The 23,966-nt window shown below is 61.7% G+C and carries 19 protein-coding genes, 1 tRNA gene and 2 pseudogenes; 12 read left to right on the top strand and 10 right to left on the bottom strand.

What is annotated here, in order from left to right; translation table 11 throughout:
* Window positions 1-9: 9 nt before the first annotated feature.
* The 9 genes and pseudogenes from IEX53_RS21315 to IEX53_RS21275 form a co-directional block, all read right to left on the bottom strand.
* The gene (locus IEX53_RS21315) at window positions 10-429 is read right to left on the bottom strand and encodes a thermonuclease family protein (protein WP_210311683.1); all 420 of its coding nucleotides are present in this window, start codon (window positions 427-429) and stop codon (window positions 10-12) included.
* The gene (locus IEX53_RS21310; protein WP_188826198.1) at window positions 426-1,679 is read right to left on the bottom strand and encodes a tyrosine-type recombinase/integrase; all 1,254 of its coding nucleotides are present in this window, start codon (window positions 1,677-1,679) and stop codon (window positions 426-428) included. The genes IEX53_RS21315 and IEX53_RS21310 overlap by 4 nt, the downstream gene beginning before the upstream one ends.
* Window positions 1,680-1,865: 186 nt before the next feature.
* Window positions 1,866-2,402: pseudogene (locus IEX53_RS21305) on the bottom strand (JAB domain-containing protein); the annotation flags it as partial.
* A gap of 188 nt (window positions 2,403-2,590) precedes the next feature.
* Window positions 2,591-3,427: a type I methionyl aminopeptidase gene (gene map / locus IEX53_RS21300; protein ID WP_188826196.1), complete on the bottom strand. Its 837-nt coding sequence runs from the start codon at window positions 3,425-3,427 to the stop codon at window positions 2,591-2,593.
* A gap of 5 nt (window positions 3,428-3,432) precedes the next feature.
* Window positions 3,433-4,140: a DNA/RNA nuclease SfsA gene (sfsA, locus tag IEX53_RS21295; protein ID WP_188826195.1), complete on the bottom strand. Its 708-nt coding sequence runs from the start codon at window positions 4,138-4,140 to the stop codon at window positions 3,433-3,435.
* Between the two features lie 94 nt (window positions 4,141-4,234).
* Window positions 4,235-4,309, bottom strand: a tRNA-Glu gene (locus IEX53_RS21290).
* Between the two features lie 607 nt (window positions 4,310-4,916).
* Entirely contained in the window at window positions 4,917-6,233 is a 1,317-nt protein-coding gene (locus tag IEX53_RS21285; RefSeq protein WP_188826194.1) for a homoserine dehydrogenase, read from the bottom strand.
* 50 nt (window positions 6,234-6,283) lie between these two features.
* Entirely contained in the window at window positions 6,284-7,504 is a 1,221-nt protein-coding gene (locus tag IEX53_RS21280) for an LL-diaminopimelate aminotransferase (RefSeq protein WP_188826193.1), read from the bottom strand.
* Between the two features lie 172 nt (window positions 7,505-7,676).
* On the bottom strand, window positions 7,677-8,021 hold the full coding sequence (locus IEX53_RS21275; RefSeq protein WP_188826192.1) for a hypothetical protein: 345 nt from the start codon (window positions 8,019-8,021) through the stop codon (window positions 7,677-7,679).
* 106 nt (window positions 8,022-8,127) lie between these two features.
* On the opposite strand from IEX53_RS21275, the gene IEX53_RS21270 reads away from it, so the two are divergent.
* Complete coding sequence (locus tag IEX53_RS21270; protein ID WP_188826191.1) at window positions 8,128-9,960, top strand: PHA/PHB synthase family protein; 1,833 nt, start codon at window positions 8,128-8,130, stop codon at window positions 9,958-9,960.
* Here the strand turns inward: IEX53_RS21270 and IEX53_RS21265 are convergent.
* On the bottom strand, window positions 9,939-10,271 hold the full coding sequence (locus IEX53_RS21265) for a hypothetical protein (protein ID WP_188826211.1): 333 nt from the start codon (window positions 10,269-10,271) through the stop codon (window positions 9,939-9,941). The two genes, IEX53_RS21270 and IEX53_RS21265, sit on opposite strands and share 22 nt — an antisense overlap.
* A 3-nt stretch (window positions 10,272-10,274) precedes the next feature.
* On the opposite strand from IEX53_RS21265, the gene IEX53_RS21260 reads away from it, so the two are divergent.
* The 11 genes and pseudogenes from IEX53_RS21260 (at window position 10,275) to IEX53_RS21210 (ending at window position 23,744) form a co-directional block, all read left to right on the top strand.
* Window positions 10,275-11,315 (top strand): YcbK family protein, encoded by a 1,041-nt coding sequence (locus IEX53_RS21260; RefSeq protein WP_236016312.1) that lies wholly within the window; start codon window positions 10,275-10,277, stop codon window positions 11,313-11,315.
* 128 nt (window positions 11,316-11,443) lie between these two features.
* A pseudogene (locus tag IEX53_RS21255) lies at window positions 11,444-11,913 on the top strand (ATP-binding cassette domain-containing protein); the annotation flags it as partial.
* 146 nt (window positions 11,914-12,059) lie between these two features.
* Window positions 12,060-13,046, top strand: coding sequence for a class II fructose-bisphosphatase (glpX, locus tag IEX53_RS21250; protein WP_188826190.1), 987 nt, complete (start codon window positions 12,060-12,062; stop codon window positions 13,044-13,046).
* Window positions 13,047-13,157: 111 nt separating this feature from the next.
* Window positions 13,158-14,969, top strand: coding sequence for a single-stranded-DNA-specific exonuclease RecJ (gene recJ, locus IEX53_RS21245; RefSeq protein ID WP_188826189.1), 1,812 nt, complete (start codon window positions 13,158-13,160; stop codon window positions 14,967-14,969).
* A gap of 80 nt (window positions 14,970-15,049) precedes the next feature.
* Window positions 15,050-16,072: a nicotinate-nucleotide--dimethylbenzimidazole phosphoribosyltransferase gene (gene cobT, locus IEX53_RS21240; protein WP_188826188.1), complete on the top strand. Its 1,023-nt coding sequence runs from the start codon at window positions 15,050-15,052 to the stop codon at window positions 16,070-16,072.
* Between the two features lie 218 nt (window positions 16,073-16,290).
* Complete coding sequence (locus IEX53_RS21235) at window positions 16,291-17,802, top strand: replicative DNA helicase (protein WP_188826187.1); 1,512 nt, start codon at window positions 16,291-16,293, stop codon at window positions 17,800-17,802.
* A complete protein-coding gene (gene alr / locus IEX53_RS21230) occupies window positions 17,795-18,967 on the top strand; it encodes an alanine racemase (protein ID WP_188826186.1) in 1,173 nt (390 codons plus the stop codon). Before IEX53_RS21235 ends, alr begins: the two co-directional genes overlap by 8 nt.
* A gap of 68 nt (window positions 18,968-19,035) precedes the next feature.
* Window positions 19,036-20,430, top strand: a complete 1,395-nt coding sequence (radA, locus tag IEX53_RS21225) for a DNA repair protein RadA (RefSeq protein WP_188826185.1) — start codon at window positions 19,036-19,038, stop codon at window positions 20,428-20,430.
* Window positions 20,431-20,618: 188 nt separating this feature from the next.
* Window positions 20,619-21,191, top strand: a complete 573-nt coding sequence (locus IEX53_RS21220) for a CvpA family protein (protein WP_188826184.1) — start codon at window positions 20,619-20,621, stop codon at window positions 21,189-21,191.
* 226 nt (window positions 21,192-21,417) lie between these two features.
* A complete protein-coding gene (gene purF, locus IEX53_RS21215) occupies window positions 21,418-22,908 on the top strand; it encodes an amidophosphoribosyltransferase (protein ID WP_188826183.1) in 1,491 nt (496 codons plus the stop codon).
* Window positions 22,909-23,003: 95 nt separating this feature from the next.
* Window positions 23,004-23,744, top strand: coding sequence for an SDR family NAD(P)-dependent oxidoreductase (locus tag IEX53_RS21210; protein ID WP_188826182.1), 741 nt, complete (start codon window positions 23,004-23,006; stop codon window positions 23,742-23,744).
* Window positions 23,745-23,966 lie beyond the last annotated feature (222 nt).

Genomic DNA, 23,966 nt, shown 5'->3' with positions numbered 1-23,966 from the left:
TGTCAGGCATCAGTTGCCACCCGCGGCGATACCGACCTGGCGGAGAATGTCTCCGATGCTGTCGGTGGCGATTTGGCAGCGCGCGATCACGCGGTCGAATGAGACGACACGGCCGTTGCGGCCGCGCTTCACGGTGCATGTGACCTCGCGATGTAGGGCTATGTGCTCAAGCGCCGCCTTAGCCGCCGCGCCGCCGGGTTGATGAACCTCGGGCGCATCGAAATCAGCAAGGCGAACCTCGATCCACTCGTTGGGGTCGACCGTCCTGCCGACGCAAAGGCCGTCTCCATCGCCAACGTATTGGACCGTGCCGGAGAACCGCGTACCTGCTTGGGCGGGCAGGGGGGCTTTGCACGGGTCAGCAATGGCGGGCGCGATTGAACAGAAGAAGACAAGCATGCCGGCGGGAAGGAAAGACCAGTGGCTCACGCGGCAGCCTTCAACGTGCTGTTGCCCTTCTTCTTTTTCAGGAGCGCACGGACGAATTTATCCCAGCGCGCCATGCCGGCGCGCTTCTCCGGCATGTAATGCCAGCGATCATAGTTCTTGGAGCTAACGTCCTGCAGCGCGTGATTCTGGAGGCGGTCCCGAATCTCCTTCGGGACACCCGCCTTGCCGGCGAGTGTCTTGAACGTCCTCCGAAGGTCGCGATTGGTCGCATAAGGGATGACACCGCGGTCGCGCTGCCGCCAGACGAAACTGTAAAGCGTGCCGTGGCTGACCGGTTTCGAAGGGTCCTTCGCCGAAGGGAAGAACCAGCCGTATTCGTTCGGCTTGATCGACTCGATGAGCTCCGCTGCGAGCGACGGGACCGGAACCGCGTGCGGCTGCAGGTTCTTCGTTTTCGACCAGTCGATGATCCGCTCGGCGGCGTCCCACTGATCGACATGCAGCCGCGCGATCTCCTCGACGCGCTGGCCGGTGAGCATGATGAGCTGCACGGCGCGCGGATACGAGGGGTGGACAGGAGTGTCAGGGCACTCGAGCCACCGATAGAGCTGGACAAACTCATCCTCACTAAGCCAGCGGGTGCCCTGGACCTTGGGTTCGGTGGGGATGTCGGCGGCCGGGTTGAAGGGAATCCGGAAGCGGCGAGGAGATGTGTTCCGATAATCGTTGTCCGATTTCATTCCCCAGCTAAAGGCGGCATGGATATAGGAACGGACATGATCAGCCATCGATCGGGCGCCGCGCTCATAGATCGGCCGGATTAGCTCGACGATTTCTTCGGCCTCGATTTCGCGGGCGAGGCGATTGCGTCCGAGCGTATCGGCAATCTTATTGAGGCCTTTTTCCGTCTCTTTCCAGGAGGGCTTGCCGGCAGCTTTCAGCGCGGCGACGTAGCCCTCGAACAGATCGGCGACGGTGCCCGGTCGAGTATCAGCCGCGATCTTGATACTGCGACCCTTCTGGATCACATCGGCGAAGTCGCGTTTGAAAATTTCACGCGCTTGCGCGAGGGACATCGAGGGATACGAGCCGAGTTTCTTTTTCGCGCGTTTCCCGTCACGCCATTGCTGCGCCATCCAATCGGCGGTTACGCGCTTCGGCATTGGCTTGAGAACGAGAACAAGCCGGCCGGTGCCGCGCCCTTCGCCGTCGGCGAGGTTCTCTTGTTTCCTTGTGAGCTCCACCCGCTTCATCGCTTGCCGGATGGCGGTGTCGGTAAGGCTCGACATAGCGTTCCTCCTGCTCCGCAACTGGGATCGGAAGAGGAGAAACTGGGATCGGTGCTCGGGAGCTGGAAGCCGTTTGCTACCCCTTCAACAGCCCCCAGTTTGCCAAAACCGTCCCCTGTACGCAAGCCAGAAAATGCTTGTGATTCATTGTGCTTCAGCGTGATCGACCGTGATCGAGAGGAGGGTAGTGGGGTGGTTGTGGACGAGGATGATGGCCGAGGCGGAAAGCTCCAGCGCCCGGCGCATGATCTCGCGTGGATAGACGGGCGTATGGTCGACCGTGCCGACCTGCTGCACCTCATCGGCGATAAGACCGTTCTTCTTGTCGAGAAACAGGATGCGGAATTGCTCGCGGTCTTCATAGGCCATCGCCGTGGTGCAATATTCGATGACCTTGCTCCAGGAACCCAGCACCTCGCGCCCCTTGATGGTGGCACGGCCCATGGCCTGAGCCGCAGCTGCGATGATCTTGAGATCCGTCGCGATGGCTGGACCGCAACCGGGCACCTCTGTCAGGAGTCGCTCCGGCGCGCCCAGTACTTCCGCGAAGGAGCCGAACCGCGCCAGCAGCGCCTTGGCTAGCGGCTTGGTGTCGGCGCGGGGTACGCAGCGGAACAGCAGAAGCTCAAGCAATTCATAATCGGCCAGCGCGTCGCCGCCATTTTCCCGAAAGCGCCGGCGCAGCCGCTCGCGGTGGCCCTCATAATGCGGGCGGGATGCCTTGACGACGGAAGTTTCGACGGCCTCCGCGAATTCGGCCGGCGTGCTTTCCTCACGAAAGCCGTGCTTGCGATCTTTATCGCCCGCCATTCCTTGTCGTCCCCCGCACCGCAGAATGAATTTATGCGTAGTTGAGTATAAGCCAAATAAGCTTGGCTCCGGTCAACTCCTCTTTTTTATCTATCCTGTGGCTATTCTTTTTCGCGCGTAGATTGGGGGCCGAATATTCCGGCGGGCGACAGCGTGAAAACCTCGCAGCCATCTTTCGTCACGCCGACCGTGTGCTCGTATTGTGCGGAGAGCGAGCGGTCGCGCGTCACCGCCGTCCAGCCATCGGAGAGCACCTTCACATGCGGCTTGCCCAGATTGATCATCGGCTCGATGGTGAAGATCATGCCTTCGCGTATCTCCACGCCCTCGTTCGGCGTGCCGTAATGGAGGATGTTCGGCGCGTCGTGGAACAGCCGGCCCACGCCATGACCGCAAAAATCCCTCACCACGGAGCAGCGCTCGGCCTCGGCATAGGTCTGGATGGCCGCGCCGATGGCGCCGGTGCGCGCGCCGGGCTTGACGGCGGCGATACCGCGCATCAGCGATTCATGGGTTACTTCCAGCAGGCGCTCGGCGGCGCGCTTGATCTCGCCCACCGCATACATGCGGCTGGAATCGCCATGCCAGCCGTCGAGCAGATAGGTCACGTCGATATTGACGATATCGCCCTCGCGTAGGGACTTATCGTCGGGAATGCCGTGGCAGACCACATGGTTGATCGAGGTGCAGACGGATTTGGTGTAACCGCGATAATTGAGTGTGGCGGGAATCGCGCCGTGATCCGCGCCGAACTCATAGACGAAACGGTCGATTTCATTGGTCGGCAGCCCAGGCCGGACGATGGAATTGAGCTCGTCCAGGCAGCGCGCCGTCAACTGGCAGGCCTTGCGCATGCCCTCGAAGGCTTCCGCGTCATAAAGGCGGATCTGGCCGGTGAATTTCAAAGGCGCGCTTGCCGCGTCGAGATAGGTAACCATTGGTCTCAATCCATTCCGTCGATCGGCACCGCGCATTCCGCGACAATACCCTCAGGCGATATTTGGCATCGAATTGCATAAGCCTCAACCCCGCGTGCGCGCGCCCGTTCGAATGCCCTGACATAGGCGGGGTCGAGATCGTGGCAAAGACGGAATCTTCCGCAATCGCCACGCTGGATGACGAAGAGCATAACACCCCGGTGGCCAGCTTCCACCATGTCGCCCAGTTCTTCCAGATGTTTTGCGCCGCGCGCCGTCACCGTGTCCGGGAATTCGGCGAGGCCGGCCTCGCGCATGAAATGCACATTCTTGACCTCGACATAGGCGAGCGGGCGCGATTCATCGGACAAGAGAAGGTCGATGCGGGAGTTCCGCCCGTATTTCTGCTCGCGCTTCAAGGTGGCATAGCCGGAGAGCGAGGGGAGGAGGCCCGCCAGAATCGCTTCTTCGGCTATTTTGTTGGGAAGGCCGGTGTTGATGCCGACGAATGTTCCATCCGCCTCGACGATTTGCAGCGTGTGCGGATATTTGCGCGCGCCGCCTTCGGTGATACTGAGCCAGACGCGGGAGCCGGGCGCGCTCAGCCCCAGCATCGAACCCGTGTTCGGCACGGATGCGGTGATGAACCGCCGGTCATCCAGCGTGACATCGGCGAGGAAGCGCTTGTAGCGGCGTTCCAGCCGCCCGGAAACCATGGGAAGAATGAACTGCATGAAGCGCCATTAGCATAGCCCATGGGGCTGGCACAATTCTCGCTTCGATGTCGGGAAGGAAGAAACTCGCGGGCGTCTAAGGCATTGAAAAGATTGGTACGCCCAAGGGGAATCGAACCCCTGTCTGCGCCGTGAAAGGGCGCTGTCCTAACCGCTAGACGATGGGCGCCCGCGAGTGAGTGGGCTTATAGAGAGGAACTTTTTCTCCCGCAACAGCTAAAATGGATTTTTCGGAAAAAATTTCGAAGCGGCGCGAAAAGGGAGCGAGCCGCGCAACTTTCCGATGCGCCCAAGCGTCTATCCGAGCAACCCGGACGGCGTGGAATCCTCGAATGAAAGCTATTGCGATCACGATATCGCTGTCCCTGGCGGCGCTTGCCCCGGGAACGGGCTCTCGCCTTCACCGATGACGAAGTCGAGATGGGAGATAAGGAGCATGAAGGGTAAGCGAAAGATTCTGGATGGAAACAAGAGACATGGCAATCTGCCCGATTCTGCCAGGCATGGCTGTCCGGTTTCCAAACTGCTCGAGCAGCCGTGCTGGCGAAATGTCCGGCAACGGCATCAGCCGCGCCTTCAGAAAAGGCAGAAAAAATGAGCGATGTCATCCTTTTCCGCCCTGCACAAATTACTATGCAGGGCGAAATCGGGACCATGCTGACGCGGGTGATCGTGACGAGTCACATACACTGCACAGCTTCCTTTTCTTGTCGCTTCCATAAACTTGCGAGATTCTTCCCCCGCAAAAGCGTGACAAGCGGCGCGAAAAGAGGCCCTTAGCCCGCCCGCTCGATCCTGATCATCTGCGGCTTATCCACCAGATGGCCATCGTCAAGGATGGCGTCGAGCGCCTTTTTCACCGCGGCTTCCGTCGTCTCATGCGTCACGAGGATCACGGTTTTGGTGTTCTTGTCCGCCGCTTCCATCGGCGGGCGCTGGACGATGGATTCGAGCGAGATGTCGTTCTCGGCCATGCGCTTGGCGATGGCGGCGAAGACGCCGGTGCGGTCTTCCACCGTCAGGCGGATGAAATAGCCGCCGGCATGGGAACGCATCTGCGCCTGTTGATAAGGCTTCAGCGCCTTGGCCGGCGTGCCGAACACCGGGCCGTGCTGGAAACCGGGGCGGCTCTTGGCGATGTCGGCAATATCGCCGATCACGGCTGAGGCAGTCGCATTGCCGCCCGCGCCCGGGCCGGAGAGGAGAAGCTCGCCCAGAAGGTCGGTCTCGATCGCCACCGCATTGGTCACGCCATGGACCTGAGCGATGACCGACGAGGTCGGCACCATGGTGGGGTGGACGCGCTGCTCTATGCCGGTGTCGGTCTTTTGCGCGACGCCCAGGAGCTTGATGCGGTAGCCCAGTTCGTCGGCGGCATGGATGTCGGCAAGTGAGATGTTGCTGATGCCTTCGAGATAGATATCGTCGGCGGCGATCTGCGTGCCGAAGGCGAGGCTCGTCAGCAGCGCCAGCTTGTGCGCCGTGTCATTGCCCTCGATGTCGAATGTCGGATCCGCCTCAGCGTAGCCCAACTCCTGCGCATCCTTGAGGCATTCCTCGAAGGAAATTCCCTCGTCCCACATCCGCGTCAGGATGTAATTGCAGGTGCCGTTCATGATGCCATAGACGCGCGACACGGTGTTGCCGGTCAGCGATTCGCGCATCGCCTTGATGACGGGGATGCCGCCCGCCACCGCCGCCTCGAAATTGAGAAGCACGCCCTTGTCCTCGGCGATCTTGGCGAGCGCAACGCCGTGCCTGGCGAGCAGCGCCTTGTTGGCCGTCACCACATGATGGCCGGCCTTGAGCGCCGCTTCCACCGCCGCCTTGGCCGGGCCGTCTTCGCCCCCGATCAGCTCGACGAACACATCGATGCCATCGGAATTGGCCAGCGCGACCGGATCCTCAAACCACTCGACGGCGGAAAGATCGATCCCGCGGTCGCGCGAGCGGTCGCGCGCAGAAACAGCAGTCACGACCAATTCCTTACCGCATTGGCGGGTCAGCATCTCGGCCTTGTCGCGCAAAATGCGCAAAACCGAACCGCCCACGGTGCCGAGCCCGGCAACGCCGATCCGCAATGCATCAGTCATGATCGTGCCTCTGAAACTATTCTCTTAAGTATCGGTATGGTGCGCCGCGATCAGCGGCGCGCCTCGAGCGGAATGACGTTGTGCAGATTTTCTTCCTTGGTTGCAAGGAAGCGCTTGATACTGCGTGCCGCCTGCCGGATGCGGTGCTCGTTCTCGACCAGCGCGATGCGGACGTAATCGTCGCCATGCTCGCCGAAGCCGACGCCGGGCGCGACCGCCACATCCGCCAGTTCGATCAGCAGCTTGGAGAATTCGAGCGAGCCCATCTTGCGGAAGCGCTCAGGGATCGGCGCCCAGGCGAACATGGTTGCCGCCGGGGACGGGATGTCCCATCCTGCCCGGCCGAAGCTTTCCACCAGCACGTCGCGGCGGCGCTTGTAGATGGAGCGCACTTCCGCGATGTCGGTGCCATCGCCATTGAGCGCAGCGGTCGCCGCCACCTGGATCGGCGTGAACGCGCCATAATCGAGATAGGACTTCACCCGCGTCAGCGCTGCGATGAGCCGCTCATTGCCGACAGCGAAGCCCATGCGCCAGCCCGGCATGGAGAAGGTCTTTGACATGGAGGTGAATTCGACGGCCACATCCATCGCGCCCGGCACCTGCAGCACCGAGGGGGGCGGCGTGTCGTCGAAATAGATTTCCGAATAGGCAAGGTCGGAAAGGATGATGATGTCATGCTTGCGCGCGAAGGCCACGACATCCTTGTAGAAATCGAGCGTGGCGATATGCGCGGTCGGGTTCGACGGGTAGCTCAGGATCAGCGCCAGCGGCTTCGGGATCGAATGGCGAACGGCGCGCTCCAGCGTCGGGATGAAATTGTCGTCCGGCTTCGCCTGGATCGAGCGGATGACGCCGCCGGACATGATGAAGCCGAAGGCATGGATCGGATAGGTCGGATCCGGGCAGAGAATGACATCGCCCGGCGCGGTAATCGCCTGCGCCATATTGGCGAAGCCTTCCTTGGAGCCGAGCGTCGCGACGACCTGCGTATCGGGATTGAGCTTCACGCCGAAGCGGCGCGCATAATATTGCGCCTGCGCGCGGCGAAGGCCGGGGATGCCCTTCGAAGCCGAGTAGCGGTGCGTACGCGGGTCCTGCACCGCCTCGCAAAGCTTGTCGACAATGCCCTTCGGCGTCGGCAGATCGGGATTGCCCATTCCCAGATCGATAATGTCTGCACCGGCGGCTCGCGCACTGGCCTTCAGGCGATTCACCTGTTCGAAGACGTAGGTCGGCAAGCGGCGGATTTTGTGAAACTCTTCAGACATTGTCGTTGGTTCCGGTGCGGGTTGAAAAATACGAACCGGCTATACACCCGTTCGCGGAAAGGGTCGATCTGTTGATCGTAAGGGGAACGATTATTTCACGAGAAGTGGCAATACCGCAATAATATGCCAGAGGCAGCGATCATGCGACTTGCGGGATGATGTGATCTCCCGCTTAATTGCTCTCCGTCTCGATTTCCTTGAGCGTCTGTGCCGCCTCTTCCTGCGCCTGCTTGCGCTGGGCGTCCACCTGCGCCTGGTTTACCGGTGGCGGAGCCGGCATGCGTTGCTGATGGCTCTGCTCCGATTCGAGCTGCGATTTCAGGTTCTGCACATCCTGCGTCGAGAATTGCGTGGTTGCGCCCTGCGGCGGCTTGGCGAAAGTGGGCCATGTGCCGGTGTTCGAAGCGCCGGCCTGCGGTGCCCCTTCAAACTCGGGCCCGCGCGCGCAGGCCGAAAGCCCCGCCAGCACGAGGGATATCAGAATGAAGCGGCCGGACAGCCTGATGTGCCGTGACATGATATCTTACCCCTGTAACGATGGCGGCCTAATTTTTCAGTGTTGAATCGGTATCCGCAACTCAACATACTATGTCAATAAGAGGGGTCTGAGGAAGTGGGACGTCATGGCTGATACCGGGAATCGCGGCGACAATCATTCGGCTGACGCATTTGCCTTCAATGAATATATGATCAAGGATTTCGGCGGCTTCACGCTCAATCTCGCGCGCATGGTGGAGCAGGCGGGAAAAGCCGCCTCCGCCTGGATCGAGCCGCGCGAAAACGGCTTGCGCAGCGACGACCCCGGCGAGCCGCTGGGCGATATGGTAAGGACGCTTTCGAAGCTCTCTGAATATTGGCTCGCCGACCCGGCGAGAACGCTCGAAGCTCAGACGCTCCTCTTCTCCACGTTCCTCACCCTCTGGACAAATTCGATCCGGCGCATGGCGGGCGAAACCGTCGAGCCCGTCGCCACGCCCGATCCCCGCGACAAGCGCTTTCAGGACGAGGACTGGTCACGGAACGCCTTCTTCGATTTCCTGAAACAGGCCTGGCTCGTCACCGGCAAATGGGCCGCCGACCTCGTCGAAAAGACCGAAGGGCTGGACGAACACACGAAGCGCAAGGCGGCGTTCTATGTGCGCCAGTTCGTCAGCGCTGCCTCGCCCGCCAATTTTGTCTTCACCAATCCGGAGCTCTTCAAGGAAACGGTCGCCTCCAGCGGCATGAACCTCGTCAACGGCATGCGAATGCTGACCGAGGATATCATCGCCGGCAATGGCGATCTGCGGCTGCGCCAGGCGGATCACGGCCATTTCCGGCTGGGCGAGAACGTTGCGGTGACGCCGGGCAAGGTGGTGGCGCGCAACGAGCTGGCGGAAATCATTCAATATGCGCCTGCCACGGACGAGGTGTTCAAGCGCCCTCTCCTCATCTGCCCGCCCTGGATCAACAAATATTATATTCTCGACCTGACGCCGGAAAAGTCCTTCATCCGCTGGCTGGTGGAGCAGGGCCATACGGTGTTCGTCATCTCCTGGGTCAATCCCGATGCGCGCCACGCGCACAAGGACTGGGACGCCTATATCGAAGAAGGCGTCCTTTTCGCGCTCGACGCGATCGAAAGGCGAACCGGCGAGCAAGCGATCAACGCCATCGGCTATTGCGTCGGCGGCACGCTGCTTTCGGCTGCGCTCGCCCTGATGGCGAAGCGAGGCGATAACCGCATCCGCACCGCGTCGCTGCTGACAACGCAGGTGGACTTCGAGCATGCGGGAGATCTAAAGGTCTTTGTCGATGAGGAGCAGGTGCGCGCGCTGGAAGAGGCCATGCGCAAGAACGGCTATCTAGATGGAACGAAAATGCTTAGCGTTTTCAATATGTTGAGGTCAAGTGATCTCATATGGCCTTATGTCGTTAACAATTACATGAAAGGCAAGGGACCCGTCCCCTTCGATCTTCTTTACTGGAATGCCGACGCGACCCGCATGAGCGCGGCCAACCATTCCTTCTACCTCCGCAACTGCTATCTGGAAAACCGCCTCTCGCGCGGCGAGATGGAACTGGCGGGACACAAGCTTTCGCTTGCCGACATAGACATCCCCCTCTACAGCCTCGCCGCCCGGGACGACCACATCTCACCCGCGCTCTCGGTCTTCACGGGCAGCCAATGCTTCGGCGGCGACGTCACCTTCGTCCTCGCCGGCTCCGGCCACATCGCCGGCGTCGTCAACCCGCCCGAGCGGCGGAAGTATCAGTATTGGACAGGGGAAAAGCCTGAAGGGGCCTATGACGACTGGTTTGGGAAGGCCGAAGAACACCCCGGATCGTGGTGGCCGCACTGGCAGGAATGGATCGGCGCGCGGAGCCAGGAGAAAGCAGGCCCGCGCCATTTTATGGAAGGCGATCCGGATATTATCGATGATGCGCCTGGGGCTTATGTGCGGATGAGAATATGAGCCAAAGAATGCCGGATCGTCTTGAGTTCCTTGCTGTCAGCAACCGCACCTTTCCCCGGCAGGTTGCGAACTGATTTAAAAACCGTTAATAACCCCGATAATTTGCCTCCTCGTGAAGCATGGAAATCCGGGAATCGGTTCAGGTTTTCGGAATCACGCATGACGCGACAAAGATCATGCGAAGCAGAGTCGAAAGGGTTTTTGCCCTCAAAAAACAACCCGTCCGGATCGGTCCAGCCGCCCGGAAATAAAAGCCGGGGGATGCGTTGAGAGGACTGAAAAAAAGCACGGGGGCCGGCAAGGGCCGCCATTTTGTGTGGGCGGTTGCGACGCTGGCGATTTCGGTTGCCGCTTGCACCACCGGCTCCGGCGTATCCCAGCAGGGCGGCAGCCTTGTCGCGGAAACTCTTGCCAGCGCCGCGGCGCAATCGCAAGGCACGACGGCTGAAGCCGCGTCCACCACGCCCACGACCGTCGAGGGCGCTCCGGTGCTGGCCATGGCCGCTACCACGCCTGCGAATCCCGCCGCGCAGAATCTTTTGCAGGGCCCGACCGTAGCAGCGGCGCAGGCGGCTTCGGCCGAAAACGCGAGTTCCTCCGCCATCCCCGTCCCCGCGCCCTTGCCTGCTGTCGCGAAAGCCGATGACGAAACCGGCAAGGCGGAGGAAACGACGCAATCGCCGCCCAAGGGCGTGCAGATGGTCGCCTACACCGGCGCGGCGCGCCCCATGGAACTGGCCACCCCAGCGGTCGATTCGGTGGAAGACGGCTCCGTCATGCGCCTCTTTGTCGACAATCCCTCGAAGAAGCGCGAAAAAAGGCTGGAAGCGCCGAAGAAATCCACGCGCGACTATAATTATGCCCTGCCGGGCGTACGGGAAAATCTCGGCCTGGAGATCAAACGCCGCAGAAGCCTGGATGATGACGGTGACATCGACGCGAACGAGGAGGACGGCTCATTCCCCGTTCAACTCGCCTCCGCCGGCGGGCTTGGCCGTCTCTTGCCGCGCGGGCTTGAAAAACAGCGCGCATCGGTGGAAACCGCCTGCCTCAAGCCAAAGCTTCTCACCATATTGAAGACGGTGGAACAGCATTTCCGCCGGCCCGTCATGATCACCTCGGGCTACCGCAGCCCATCCTATAACCGCCTTGTGCGTGGCGCGCCGCGTTCCCGGCACATGCTCTGCGAGGCGGCGGATATCGTGGTGCAGGGCGTGTCGAAATGGGAAATCGCCAATTTCGTGCGGAAATTGCCCGGCCGCGGCGGCGTAGGCACCTATTGCCATACAGATTCCGTGCATGTGGATATCGGCCCCGAGCGCGATTGGAACTGGCGCTGCGTGGCGCGGCGGTAATCGACGGCAGCCCTCACGACAAACCTATCGAACCACAGAGGGCGATCGGCATATCTCTGAGAGGACAGCCTACCTTTTCGGCTCGGCGTCGGACGCGCGATCAGGATTGCATTTTTTGCATCGTGCCGGCGACCGTCAAGACGACACCATCGCTTGTGCTCGGTTACAGCGATCAGGCCCTTTCGAAGCTTTGCCTAGACTGGACGCCCTTCGAGACGATTAATCGCCGCTTCGATATCGGCGACCAGCGCGCGCGATCCCTGCTGGCCGGCGCGGGCATGACGTTGGAAATGCAGGCAAAACCGGTCGAGCGCCTATCCGGCGGAAAGAAGGCGCGGCTTGCCATGCTGCTGCTGCGGCTAACCAATCCGAATTTCTACATTCTGGACGAGCCCACGAACCATCTCCACATCGATGGCAGGAAGCGCTTGAAGTCGAACTTCTGTGCAACGAAGCGACCAGCTTGATCGTTTTCCATGACCGCAGCTTCGTGCGCAATGTCGGCAATCGTTTCTGGCTGATCGAAAGGAAAAGACTGGTTGAAATCGACAGCCCGGACGCCTTCTTTGCCAGCATCGGCGGCGCTGACGAACACTAAATCGATTAAGTATTTGAACCTGCAACATTTTTTGTTCTGAGGCTCTTGCAGGGAGGAGGGGCCTTTGACAAAAGGTTTGCAAAACTCGGGTATAGGTCTCCTATGGGGGAACCTGCAGCTACCACATCCAGATAGGACTTTCCGTTATGGTAAAAACCGAAGAGCAGACCTCGCATGGCCTCGACCGCATCCTGACGCTCGAACTGGTGCGCGTGACGGAGCGCGCAGCGGTGGCTGCGGCACGGCTTCGCGGGCGCGGCGACGAGAAGGCGGCAGACCAGGCGGCGGTGGACGCCATGCGCCAGGAACTGAACCGCCTGCCGATCAACGGCACCGTGGTCATCGGCGAGGGCGAACGCGACGAGGCGCCGATGCTCTATATCGGTGAGGAAGTCGGCACCGGCGAGGGATCGGCGGTCGATATCGCGCTCGATCCTCTGGAAGGCACGACGATCTGCGCCAAGAACCTGCCCAATTCGCTGGCGGTGATCGCCATCGCCGAAAAAGGCAATCTGCTCTACGCGCCTGATGTCTATATGGAAAAGATCGCCGTCGGTCCCGGCTACCCGGCGGGCGTGGTCGATATCGATGCTTCTCCGACAGACAATATCCACGCCATCGCCAAGGCGAAGGGTGTTCCTGTCAATGAAATCACCGCCTGCATCATGGACCGCCCGCGCCATGCGCGCCTGATCGAGGAAGTCCGCGCCACGGGCGCGGCGATCCGGTTGATCGGCGACGGCGACGTGGCGGGCGTGATCCACACGACCAATCCCAATGAGACCGGCATCGACATCTATCTTGGCATCGGCGGCGCTCCGGAAGGCGTGCTTGCGGCGGCGGCGCTGCGCTGCATCGGCGGCCAGATGCAGGGGCGGCTGCAGCTCAATACCGACGAGAAGATCGCCCGCGCCGCCAAGATGGGAATTTCCGACCCGAAGAAGGTCTATACGATGGAGGAAATGGCCAAGGGCGACGTGCTCTTCGCCGCGACCGGCGTCACCGATGGCAACATGCTTTCCGGCGTGAAATTCGCTCGCGACTATATCCAGACACACACCATCGTCATGCGCGCCCACTCGCAGACCGTACGCGAGATCAAGGCCCGCCATCAGGATATGTCGAAGTTTTAGAACACGATCCCTGGAGTTGCAGACTTTCGGATAAGATCATGCGCTAAAAAACGGGGGATTATTCCATGAGGCGGCATTGCATCCATGTCGCCTCACATGTTTGAACGGAGCATGACAAGCTCCGCCACCCTTATTCAGGAACGTTTCTTCCTCGGCGTCAGCCGGTCCGTTACCGGATCACGATGGGTTGACCGGCTGGGCCCGCGCGAGGCCAATACCGCGCTGGCGATTGCGCAAAACCATGGCATGCCGGATCTGGTGGCGCGGGTGCTGGCGGGGCGGGGCGTCTCGCTCGACGATGCGCCTTCCTTCATCGAGCCGACCATCAAGTCGCTGATGCCCGATCCCGTATTCCTGACCGATATGGAGCGGGCGGCAGGGCGAATTGCGGATGCCATCGCCAGACGCGAGCGCGTGGCGATCTTCGGGGATTATGACGTGGACGGCGCCTGTTCGGCGGCGCTGCTGTCGCGCTTCCTCACCCAATACCGCATCGCAAATGCCATATACATTCCTGACCGTATCTTTGAGGGCTACGGGCCCAATCCACAGGCCATGCGCGATCTGGCGGAAAAGGGCGCGACGCTGATCGTCACCGTCGATTGCGGCACCAATAGCGCGACCGCCATCGAGGCGGCTGTGGAGGCGGGCAGCGATGTGGTCGTACTCGATCACCATCAGGTGGGCGGAGCCCTGCCGCAGGCAGCCTTCGCCATCGTCAATCCCAATCGCGAGGACGATATTTCGGGGCAGGGCCATTTATGCGCGGCCGGAGTGGTGTTCCTGACGCTGGTTCAGGTGCTTCGGACCTTGCGCGAGCGGCGGATCGCGAGCGAGATCAGCGCGCCGGACCTTTTAAGTCTCCTCGATCTGGTGGCGCTCGCGACGATCTGCGACGTAGTGCCTCTCAAGGGCGTCAACCGCGCCTTCGTGGTGAAGGGGCTGCTGGTGGCGCGTGCGCAGCAGAATGCCGGGCTGGCTGCCTTGGCGCGGGTGTCACGCATCGGCGAGCCACTCAACAGTTTTCATCTGGGTTTCCTCATCGGCCCGCGCATCAATGCCGGTGGGCGCATCGGCGATGCAGGGCTCGGCAGCCGGCTTTTGACGCTCGATGATCCCGTTGAGGCGGAGCGGATCGCGCAGGAGCTTGACCGGCTCAACCAGGAACGCCAGGCGATGGAAATACAGATGCTCGCCCAGGCGGAAGCCGAAGCCGCCATGGAAATGCGCGGCGGGGAGGGGCCGGCTATTGTCGTCACGGCAAGCGACGACTGGCATCCGGGCATTGTCGGGCTGATAGCGGCGCGGCTGAAGGAACGCACGCGCCGTCCGGCCTTCGCCATCGCCTTCAACCAGAATGGCGTCGGCTCCGGTTCCGGCCGCTCGATCACCGGCTTCGACCTTGGCCGCATCGTGCGTGGCGCGGTGGAAAAAGGCCTGCTGGTCAAGGGCGGCGGGCATGCCATGGCGGCGGGCATCACGGTGGAGCGCGAGAAGCTGGGGGCTTTGCGCGCCTATTTCGAAGAGGTCGCAGGGGCAGCGGTGGCGAAGCTGCGCGGCGACCACAGCCTCGCCATCGACGGTGCGCTTTCGGCGGCGGGCGCGACGATCGCGCTTTATGAGGCGCTGGAAAAAGCCGGTCCCTACGGCTCCGGCCATCCGCAGCCCGTGCTGGCCTTGCCGCATCACCGTCTGGCCGGGGCGAGCGTCGTTGGCAAGGATCACGTCCGCGCCACGCTCGCTGGGGCTGATGGCAGGCGCATCAACGCCATCGCCTTCCGCGCCGCTGGAAGCGCTCTTGGCGATTTTCTCCTGAGCCAATCGGGCCGGACTATCCATGTCGCGGGTAATCTCTCGCTCAATCATTGGAACGGCTCAGCCTCGACGCAATTCCGTATCATGGATGCTGCAATCGCCGTCTAAATATAACGGCAGCGTCATTTGAAATTTGGGGCCAAGCGCTTATAGAACGCGCACGATTTCAAGTTTCAGGATTCCCAGAAATGACCACGACCGGCCTCCCTTTCGACGATTTCCGTGAACTGATCCGTAACCTCCCGGGACCGGACGAACGGGCGGCCCAGGCGGTGCGCGAGCGCGATGCGGTGCTGACGAAGCCCGCCGGCTCGCTCGGGCGGCTGGAGGAAATCGCGGTCTGGCTCGCCGCATGGACGGGCAGGGCGCAGCCGCAGGTGACGCGGCCGCTCGTCGCCGTCTTCGCGGGTAATCATGGTGTGACCGCCAAGGGCGTGTCGCCTTTTCCTTCGAGCGTGACGGCGCAGATGGTGGAGAATTTCGCCGCCGGCGGCGCGGCCATCAACCAGCTCTGCATTGCCTATGATCTGGGCCTCAAGGTCTTCGACCTCGCGCTCGAATACCCGACCGGCGACATCACCGAGGAAGCGGCAATGGACGAGAAGACCTGCGCCGCGACCATGGCCTTCGGCATGGAGGCGATTGCGGGCGGCACGGATCTGCTTTGCATCGGCGAGATGGGCATCGGCAACACCACCATCGCGGCAGCGATCTGCCATGGCCTTTATGGCGGCACGGCGGAGGAATGGGTCGGCCCCGGCACGGGATCGAACGGCGACGGGCTGAAGCGCAAGGTCGCGGCAGTGCGGGCGGCGGTGGAACTCCATCGCAGCCATCTGAAAGACACGCTTGAACTGCTGCGCCGCCTCGGCGGACGCGAAATCGCCGCGATGGCGGGCGCGATTCTCGCCGCGCGGATGGAGAAGGTGCCTGTCATCGTCGATGGCTATGTCGCGACCGCAGCGGCTGCAGTGCTTCATGCGGCGAGCCCGGCGTCGGTGGACCATTGCCTCTTCGCCCATGTCTCGGCGGAGCCGGGCCATCGCAAAGTGCTGGAAAAAATGGGCAAGAAGCCGCTGCTCGATCTCGACATGCGGCTGGGCGAAGGAACAGGCGCCGCGCTCGCCGCCGGCATCGTCAAGGCCGCCGCGCTCACCCACACCGGCATGGCCACCTTCGAGCAGGCGGGCGTGAGCGGGAAGACGAACTAAACTCTTCGATATTGCGATTCCCGCTGGATCAGGTGGTTTGCGGCCCTCCCAATTTTTTCAGAGTCAATCCCGCAATTCGCCTGCGCCCGCGAAACTGTGAATCCTTGTGAATCATGGTATAGCTTCCGGCTCTCCAACGAATTGGTTTGAGTCGCGCATTGCCCTCCAGGGCATTCCGGCGCTAGCTCGGTGAGAGAGAACAGGGGTGCTTGAGAATCATGGCAGAAGCGGCGGTACGCAAGATCGATGAGACGCGAGGCGGCGGTGGTGGACGCGGCGCGCTCTATCGCGAGGCGCCGAACAATATCGAGGCGGAGCAGGCGCTGCTGGGCGCGATCCTCGTCAACAATGATGCGTTCTATCGCGTTTCGGATTTCCTGAAGCCCGCGCATTTCTACGAGCCCCTGCATCGCAAGGTCTTCGAAGTCGCCTCCGATTTGATTCGCATGGGCAAGGCGGCCAATCCCATCACCATGAAGACCTTCCTCCCCGCGGAGGAAAAGGTCGGCGACATGACGGTCTTCCAATATGTGGCGCGGCTTGCCACGGAAGCCGTGACCATCATCAACGCGGAAGATTACGGCCGGGCGATCTACGATCTGGCCACGCGCCGCGCGCTGATCGGCATCGGCGAGGATATGGTCAACATCGCTTATGACGCCCCGGTGGACGTTGCCCCGCAAGCGCAGATCGAGGATGCGGAACGCCGCCTGTTCGAACTGGCCGAGACGGGCCGTTACGATGGCGGCTTCCAGTCCTTCAACGATGCGGTCAAGAGCGCCGTGGACATGGCCAACGCCGCCTTCATGCGCGACGGGCATCTCTCCGGTATCTCCACCGGCATTCACACGCTCGACGGGCGCATGGGCGGCTTGCAGCCCTCGGACTTGATCATTCTCGCCGGACGCCCCGGCATGGGAAAGACCTCGCTTGCCACCAACATCGCCTTCAACATCGCCGCCGCCTATCAGGGCGAGCAGCAGGCGGACGGCTCCATCAAGGCGGTCAATGGCGGGGTGGTCGGCTTCTTCTCGCTCGAAATGTCGTCCGAGCAGCTCGCCACCCGTATCATTTCCGAGCAGACGGAGATTTCTTCCTCGAAAATCCGCCGCGGCGAGATCACCGAGACGGATTTCGAGAAGCTCGTTGCCTGCTCGCATATGATGCAGAAGATCCCGCTCTATATCGACCAGACCGGCGGCATCTCCATCGCCCAGCTTGCCGCCCGCGCGCGGCGGCTGAAGCGCCAGCGCGGCCTCGACGTGCTGGTCATCGACTATGTGCAGCTGATGACCGGCTCGTCCAAGGCTTCCGCGCAGAACCGCGTGCAGGAGATCACGGAAATCACCACCGGCCTCAAGGCGCTGGGCAAGGAACTGAATGTGCCCATCATCGCGCTGTCGCAGCTCTCGCGCCAGGTGGAAAGCCGCGACGACAAGCGCCCGCAATTGTCGGACTTGCGTGAATCGGGCTCCATCGAGCAGGACGCCGACGTGGTGCTGTTTGTGTTTCGCGAGGAATACTATATCAAAAACCGAGAGCCAAAACCGGGGACGGAAGAGTATTTCAAATGGCAGGCGGAGATGGAGGACGGGCGCGGCAAGGCGGAGGTGATCATCGCCAAGCAGCGTCACGGACCGACAGGCACCGTCAAGCTGGCCTTCCAGGCGGAGTACACGCGCTTCACGGATCTCGCCGAGGAATCCCACCTGCCGGAGCGCTATGAATAAGCCGATCACTCTTCCTGTCGAACAGCCGGTGCTGGTCACCAGCGCGGACCGGCTTCTGGCCGGCGGCAGGCTCATCATCGATCTGGACGCCATCGTCGATAATTGGCGTACGCTCGACGCGCGTTCGCGGCCCGGGAGGGCGGCGGCGGTGGTCAAGGCGGATGCCTATGGTTGCGGGATCGCCGAAGTGGTTCCGGCGCTGGCCAAGGCGGGCTGTGATACGTTTTTCGTCGCGCTGCCGGAGGAGGGGTTGCGTGTGCGCCATGCCGCGCCGCGCGCTCGTATCTTCGTGCTGAATGGCCTCTTCGATGACGCTGCCCCGGCCTTCACCGACGCTGATCTGATTCCCGTGCTCGGCTCCGACCATGAAATCGCGATTTGGGCCAAGCATGGCAGAAGAAAGCCCTGCGCCATTCATGTCGATACCGGCATGAACCGGCTGGGCCTGACGCCGCAAGAGGCAATCGCCTTTGCCGGACAAGCGAAATCCGTGCGCCCAGTGCTGCTGATGAGCCATCTCGCCTGCGGCGACAGCCCCTCGCATGAAATGAACCGCCGCCAACTGGAAGCCTTCAAGGCGGTCCGCGCCGCCTTTGGCGATATCGAAACGAGCCTCGCCAATTCGGCGGGCGTGTTCATGGGCGGTGATTTTCTGTTTGATCTCACCCGGCCCGGCATCGCGCTTTATGGCGGCGAGGCGGTCAATGAGGTGGCGAATCCCATGAAACCGGTCGCCACCGCCGAAGCGCGGATCGTGCAGATACGCCATGCGCGGCAGGGCGAGCCGGTGGGCTATGGCGCGTCGGCGATCCTGACCCGGGATACGCGCATAGCCATCGTCTCCACCGGCTATGCCGATGGCTATCTGCGCTCCGCGTCCGGCTCGGGCGTTCCGCTGCGTGGCAATGTGGCGACGGGCGCATATGGCTTTATCGCGGGCAGGGCGGTCCCGGTCCTCGGTCGTGTCACCATGGACCTGACTTCGTTCGACGTGACGGATGTGCCGGTCGATGAGATTCGCGCCGGCAGCCATATCGAGCTTTTCGGGCCGAACATTGTAATAGACGATGTGGCCCGCGCGTCCGGCACAGTCGGCTATGAACTGCTGACCAATCTCGGGCGGCGGTATCACCGGCGGTATGTGGGTGGGGGAAAACCTCTCTAATGGCCCCGTTGGTTCTAGGCGCCCCCCTCTGTCCTGCCAGCGTCTCCATCTAAAAGCGAACAGATCGCATGGCTAAATCCCGAATCCAATTCATCTGCCAGAATTGCGGCACCGTTCACACCCGCTGGGCGGGCAAGTGCGATGCCTGCGGCGAGTGGAACACGCTTATCGAGGAAGGCACCTCAGGCGGCATTGGCGGCGGGCCGGGCAAGGCGCCGCGCAAGGGCCGCGCGGTGGCGCTGACCACTCTTTCGGGCGATATTGAGGACGCGCCGCGTATCCAGTCCGGCATTGCGGAGCTTGATCGGGTGACGGGCGGCGGCTTCGTGCGCGGCTCGGCGTTGCTGGTCGGCGGCGACCCCGGCATCGGCAAATCGACGCTCCTGACGCAGGCCGCCGCAGCGCTCGCGCGGCGCGGCAACCGCATTGTCTACGTCTCGGGCGAGGAGGCGGTTGCGCAGATTCGCCTGCGCGCGCAGCGATTGCAGGCCGCCGACACGTCGGTGGAACTCGCCGCCGAAACCAATGTCGAGGACATTCTGGCGACGATCTCGATAGCCCGCCGCCCGGATCTCGTCATCATCGACTCCATCCAGACGCTCTGGACCGACATGGCCGATTCCGCCCCCGGCACGGTCACGCAGGTGCGCGCCGGGGCGCAGGCGATGATCCGCTTCGCCAAGCAGACGGGTGCGGCGGTCGTCCTCGTCGGTCATGTCACCAAGGAAGGGCAGATCGCAGGCCCCCGCGTCGTCGAACACATGGTCGATGCGGTGCTCTATTTCGAAGGCGAGGGCGGCCATCACTACCGCATCCTGCGCACGGTCAAGAACCGTTTCGGCCCGACCGATGAGATCGGCGTGTTCGAAATGTCGGATGTGGGCTTGCGGGAGGTCTCCAACCCCTCCGAGCTCTTCCTCGGCGAGCGCAACGAGAAAGCTCCCGGCGCCGCCGTTTTCGCCGGGATGGAAGGCACGCGGCCTGTGCTCGTCGAAATCCAGGCGCTGGTCGCTCCCTCGACGCTCGGCACCCCGCGCCGCGCCGTCGTCGGATGGGACGGCAACCGCCTCTCGATGATCCTCGCCGTGCTGGAAGCCCATTGCGGCGTCCGCTTCGGCCAGCACGACGTCTATCTCAACGTTGCTGGAGGTTACCGCATCAGCGAGCCCGCCGCCGACATCGCCGTCGCTGCGGCGCTGGTATCCTCCATTGCCGGTCTCCCGCTTCCCGCCGACTGCGTCTATTTCGGCGAAGCCAGCCTTTCCGGAGCCATCCGCCCCGTCGCCCATGCGGTGCAGCGGCTGAAAGAAGCGGAAAAACTCGGCTTTCGCCAAGCGGTATTGCCCGGCGGCAGCGGAGAACTGCTGAAGGGGCTGAATTTCCAACTGACGGAGACCCAATCCCTGCCGGACCTCGTCGCACGCATTGCTGCATCGGGGCCGGGGAAGCGGGGAAGAGAATAGTTCTTCTTCAGCCTTTCAAATCTCGCATTGGAAACCCAATCGCTAAAAGTTGACAGATTTCCCGTAAACGATCATGTCTGGCGAGGCAGTGCGTTTGCAGCCGCATGGAATCATCCGGCGTTGCATAATGCGAAAAAATAAAGAAATAGAGCGGTTCCATAGGAATCGCTTTGATCGAGGTGGGCAAGATGCCGATTACGCTGCTTGACGGAATTCTTCTCGGGATCACGCTCATTTCCGCTGTGCTTGCCATGGTGCGCGGATTTTCCCGCGAGGTGCTTTCGGTCGCCTCCTGGGCCATCGCGGCCATTGTCGCCTATCTGTTCTACACTCCGGTCGTGCCGCTGGTGCAGCCCTATATCAGCAATGAAACCATCGCCAAGATCGCGGCGGTGGGCGCGGTTTTCATCGTCACGCTGATCATCGTCTCGATCATCACCATGAAGATCGCCGATTTCATCATCGACAGCCGCATCGGCGCGCTCGACCGCACGCTGGGCTTCGTCTTCGGCGCTGCGCGCGGCGTGCTGCTGGTGGTCGTGGCGATGCTGTTCTTCAACTGGCTCGTTGCCGGAGCTCAGCCGGCTTGGATTACCGAGGCCAAGTCCAAGCCTCTGCTCGATGCACTGGGGCAGCAACTGATGGGGTTTGTGGAGAAAGTGGAGCCGACCGTTTCGAGCAAGATCACTCCGAAGAGCGACACGGCGCCGGGACAAGGCGGCAATCAGGAAGCGCCGGCGGATAACGCGCCTGCGGAATAATTTGATCGGCGCGACAATGGTGGCGCTTTGAACGAGCGCATCATTTGTGCTAGACGACGCGGTGAAGGGCGGGAGCTGATCATTCTCCCGCTTTCTTTATTGCATGATCCCAAAACTTTTTGGACAAGATCATGCGGCAGGAGAACTCAACCCGATCACGGTTTTGAATTTTGATCGCTGCGATCCCATATATCGTGGACATGCCCAATAGAAAGGCCAGGCGGCAATGACCGATCTTTCCGGCAATGAGACGCATTTTTCCTTGGACGATGACTCCTTGCATGAAGAGTGCGGGGTTTTCGGCATTCTGGGACACCGGGACGCCGCCACGCTGACGGCGCTTGGGCTCCATGCGCTCCAGCATCGCGGGCAGGAAGCCGCCGGCATCGTCTCCTATGACGGGCAGCAATTCTATACCGAAAAGCGCATGGGCCTCGTCGGCGATCATTATACGGATCCAGCGACCTTGGCGAAGCTGCCCGGCTACATCGCCATCGGCCATACCCGCTATTCCACGACAGGCGAAGTGGCGCTACGCAATGTGCAGCCGCTGTTCGCGGAATTGGAAGTTGGCGGCATCGCCATCGCCCATAATGGCAATTTCACCAACGGCCTGACGCTGCGCCGCCAGCTCATCGCGTCAGGTGCGATCTGCCAGTCCACGTCAGACACGGAAGTGGTGCTGCACCTCATCGCCCGCTCGCGCTTCCCATCGTCGAGCGACCGCTTCGTCGACGCCATCAGGCATGTCGAGGGCGGCTATTCCATGCTCGCCATGACGCGCACCAAGCTCATCGCCGCCCGCGACCCCATCGGCATTCGCCCGCTTGTCATGGGCGAGCTCGACGGCAAGCCGATCTTCTGCTCGGAGACCTGCGCGCTCGACATCATCGGCGCGAAATATATCCGCGACGTCGAGAATGGCGAAGTGGTGATCTGCGAGATCCAGGCCGATGGCTCGATCACGACCGAGTCGATCAAGCCGCAGAATCAGAAGCCGGAACGCCTCTGCCTGTTCGAATATGTCTATTTCGCCCGGCCCGATTCGGTCGTCGGCGGGCGCAACGTCTATTCCGTGCGCAAGAACATGGGCATCAACCTCGCCGAGGAGGCCCCCGTTGCCGCCGATGTGGTGGTACCCGTGCCCGATGGTGGTACACCCGCGGCGATCGGCTATGCGCAGGAGAGCGGCATTCCGTTCGAGCTCGGCATTATCAGAAACCATTATGTCGGGCGCACCTTCATCGAGCCGACGCAATCGATCCGTGCCTTCGGCGTAAAGTTGAAGCACTCCGCCAACCGCGCGGTAATCCAGGGCAAGCGCGTGGTGCTGGTGGATGATTCCATCGTGCGCGGCACTACCTCGCTCAAGATCGTGCAGATGATCCGCGATGCCGGTGCGCGCGAGGTTCATATGCGCGTGGCCAGCCCGATGATCTATCATCCGGATTTTTACGGCATCGACACGCCCGAGGCGGACAAGCTCCTCGCCAACCAGCACAAGGATCTGGAATCCATGTGCCGTTATATCGGCGCGGATTCGCTGGAATTCCTCTCCATCGACGGGCTCTACCGGGCCGTGGGCGGCAAGCCGCGTGATCCGCAAGCGCCCCAATTCACCGACCATTATTTCACCGGCGACTATCCCACCCGCCTCGTCGACCAGGACGGCCCCAACAATGTGCACACCTTGCCGCTGATGGCGAGCAATGGGTGATTGTTTCCGTCGTCATTCCTGGGCTTGTCTCGAGAATGACGCGATGCGCGGCATGGGCGGGGCGCTTGGTAATCGACAAACGGGGGATTCTGTAAATGACTATCGATCTTAGCGGCCGCCTGGCGCTGGTCACCGGCGCATCGCGCGGCATCGGCTATTTCCTGAGCCTGGAACTGGCGAAGCGCGGCGCGCATGTTATCGCGGTCGCCCGCACTACCGGCGGGCTGGAAGAACTGGACGATGAAATCCGCTTGGCTGGCGGCAGCGCCACGCTGGTACCGCTGGATATTACCGACATGACCGGCATCGACCGGCTGGGCGGCTCGATCCATGAGCGCTGGGGCAAGCTCGATATCATGGTCGCCAATGCGGGTATTCTCGGCGTGCTTTCGCCCATCGGGCATGTCGAGGCGAAGACCTTCGAGAAGGTGATGAATGTCAACGTCACCTCTACATGGCGGCTGATCCGCTCTATGGATCCGCTGTTGCGAGAGTCGGATGCTGGCCGCGCGATCCTGCTTTCATCCGGTGTCGCTCATTCGGCACGCGCCTTCTGGGCGCCCTATGCGGCGTCGAAAGCAGCTGTCGAGGTGTTGGCGCGCAGCTGGGCCGAGGAAACGAAGCAGATGAAGCTGCGCGTCAATTCGGTCAATCCCGGCGCGACGCGTACAGCCATGCGCGCACAGGCCATGCCGGGCGAAGACCCCGAGACGCTTCCGCACCCGCGCGAGGTGGCGGAGAAGATCGTCAAGCTCGCCGATCCGGCATTGGATGTGACGGGCAAGCTCTTCGATGTGCGGCAGGATAGGTTTCTGGATTATCATATGCCGGAATAAGGGGGCTAGAGTCTGTCAGAGCTCAACTGAAACGTTGTGAAGAAAAAGGCGCGTAATCCTGCCGTCATCCTCGGGCTTGTCCCGAGGATCTGCCATAAGAAAAAAGATAAGCTGTTACCGTCCTGACAGATTAAGCCACGGTAGATCCTCGGGACAAGCCCACTGCTGTCCGGTTTAAATTTCTGGACAAGGTGCATGACATTGATTCTACTCGCTTTCAGA

Origin of the sequence: Paramesorhizobium endophyticum (assembly GCF_014640615.1) — a bacterium.
Classification (GTDB): domain Bacteria; phylum Pseudomonadota; class Alphaproteobacteria; order Rhizobiales; family Rhizobiaceae; genus Paramesorhizobium; species Paramesorhizobium endophyticum.
Note: the sequence above shows the minus strand (reverse complement) of the source record. Positions and strands in the feature narration are given on the sequence as shown.

Bases quoted from the DNA above. Each gene is read 5' to 3' on its own strand.
- IEX53_RS21310 (WP_188826198.1), bottom strand. From the start codon at position 1,679: ATGTCGAGCCTTACCGACACCGCCATCCGGCAAGCGATGAAGCGGGTG.
- map (WP_188826196.1), bottom strand. From the start codon at position 3,427: ATGGTTACCTATCTCGACGCGGCAAGCGCGCCTTTGAAATTCACCGGC.
- sfsA (WP_188826195.1), bottom strand. From the start codon at position 4,140: ATGCAGTTCATTCTTCCCATGGTTTCCGGGCGGCTGGAACGCCGCTAC.
- IEX53_RS21285 (WP_188826194.1), bottom strand. From the start codon at position 6,233: ATGACTGATGCATTGCGGATCGGCGTTGCCGGGCTCGGCACCGTGGGC.
- IEX53_RS21280 (WP_188826193.1), bottom strand. From the start codon at position 7,504: ATGTCTGAAGAGTTTCACAAAATCCGCCGCTTGCCGACCTACGTCTTC.
- IEX53_RS21275 (WP_188826192.1), bottom strand. From the start codon at position 8,021: ATGTCACGGCACATCAGGCTGTCCGGCCGCTTCATTCTGATATCCCTC.
- IEX53_RS21270 (WP_188826191.1), top strand. From the start codon at position 8,128: ATGGCTGATACCGGGAATCGCGGCGACAATCATTCGGCTGACGCATTT.
- IEX53_RS21265 (WP_188826211.1), bottom strand. From the start codon at position 10,271: ATGGCGGCCCTTGCCGGCCCCCGTGCTTTTTTTCAGTCCTCTCAACGC.
- glpX (WP_188826190.1), top strand. From the start codon at position 12,060: ATGGTAAAAACCGAAGAGCAGACCTCGCATGGCCTCGACCGCATCCTG.
- recJ (WP_188826189.1), top strand. From the start codon at position 13,158: ATGACAAGCTCCGCCACCCTTATTCAGGAACGTTTCTTCCTCGGCGTC.
- cobT (WP_188826188.1), top strand. From the start codon at position 15,050: ATGACCACGACCGGCCTCCCTTTCGACGATTTCCGTGAACTGATCCGT.
- IEX53_RS21235 (WP_188826187.1), top strand. From the start codon at position 16,291: ATGGCAGAAGCGGCGGTACGCAAGATCGATGAGACGCGAGGCGGCGGT.
- alr (WP_188826186.1), top strand. From the start codon at position 17,795: ATGAATAAGCCGATCACTCTTCCTGTCGAACAGCCGGTGCTGGTCACC.
- radA (WP_188826185.1), top strand. From the start codon at position 19,036: ATGGCTAAATCCCGAATCCAATTCATCTGCCAGAATTGCGGCACCGTT.
- IEX53_RS21220 (WP_188826184.1), top strand. From the start codon at position 20,619: ATGCCGATTACGCTGCTTGACGGAATTCTTCTCGGGATCACGCTCATT.
- purF (WP_188826183.1), top strand. From the start codon at position 21,418: ATGACCGATCTTTCCGGCAATGAGACGCATTTTTCCTTGGACGATGAC.
- IEX53_RS21210 (WP_188826182.1), top strand. From the start codon at position 23,004: ATGACTATCGATCTTAGCGGCCGCCTGGCGCTGGTCACCGGCGCATCG.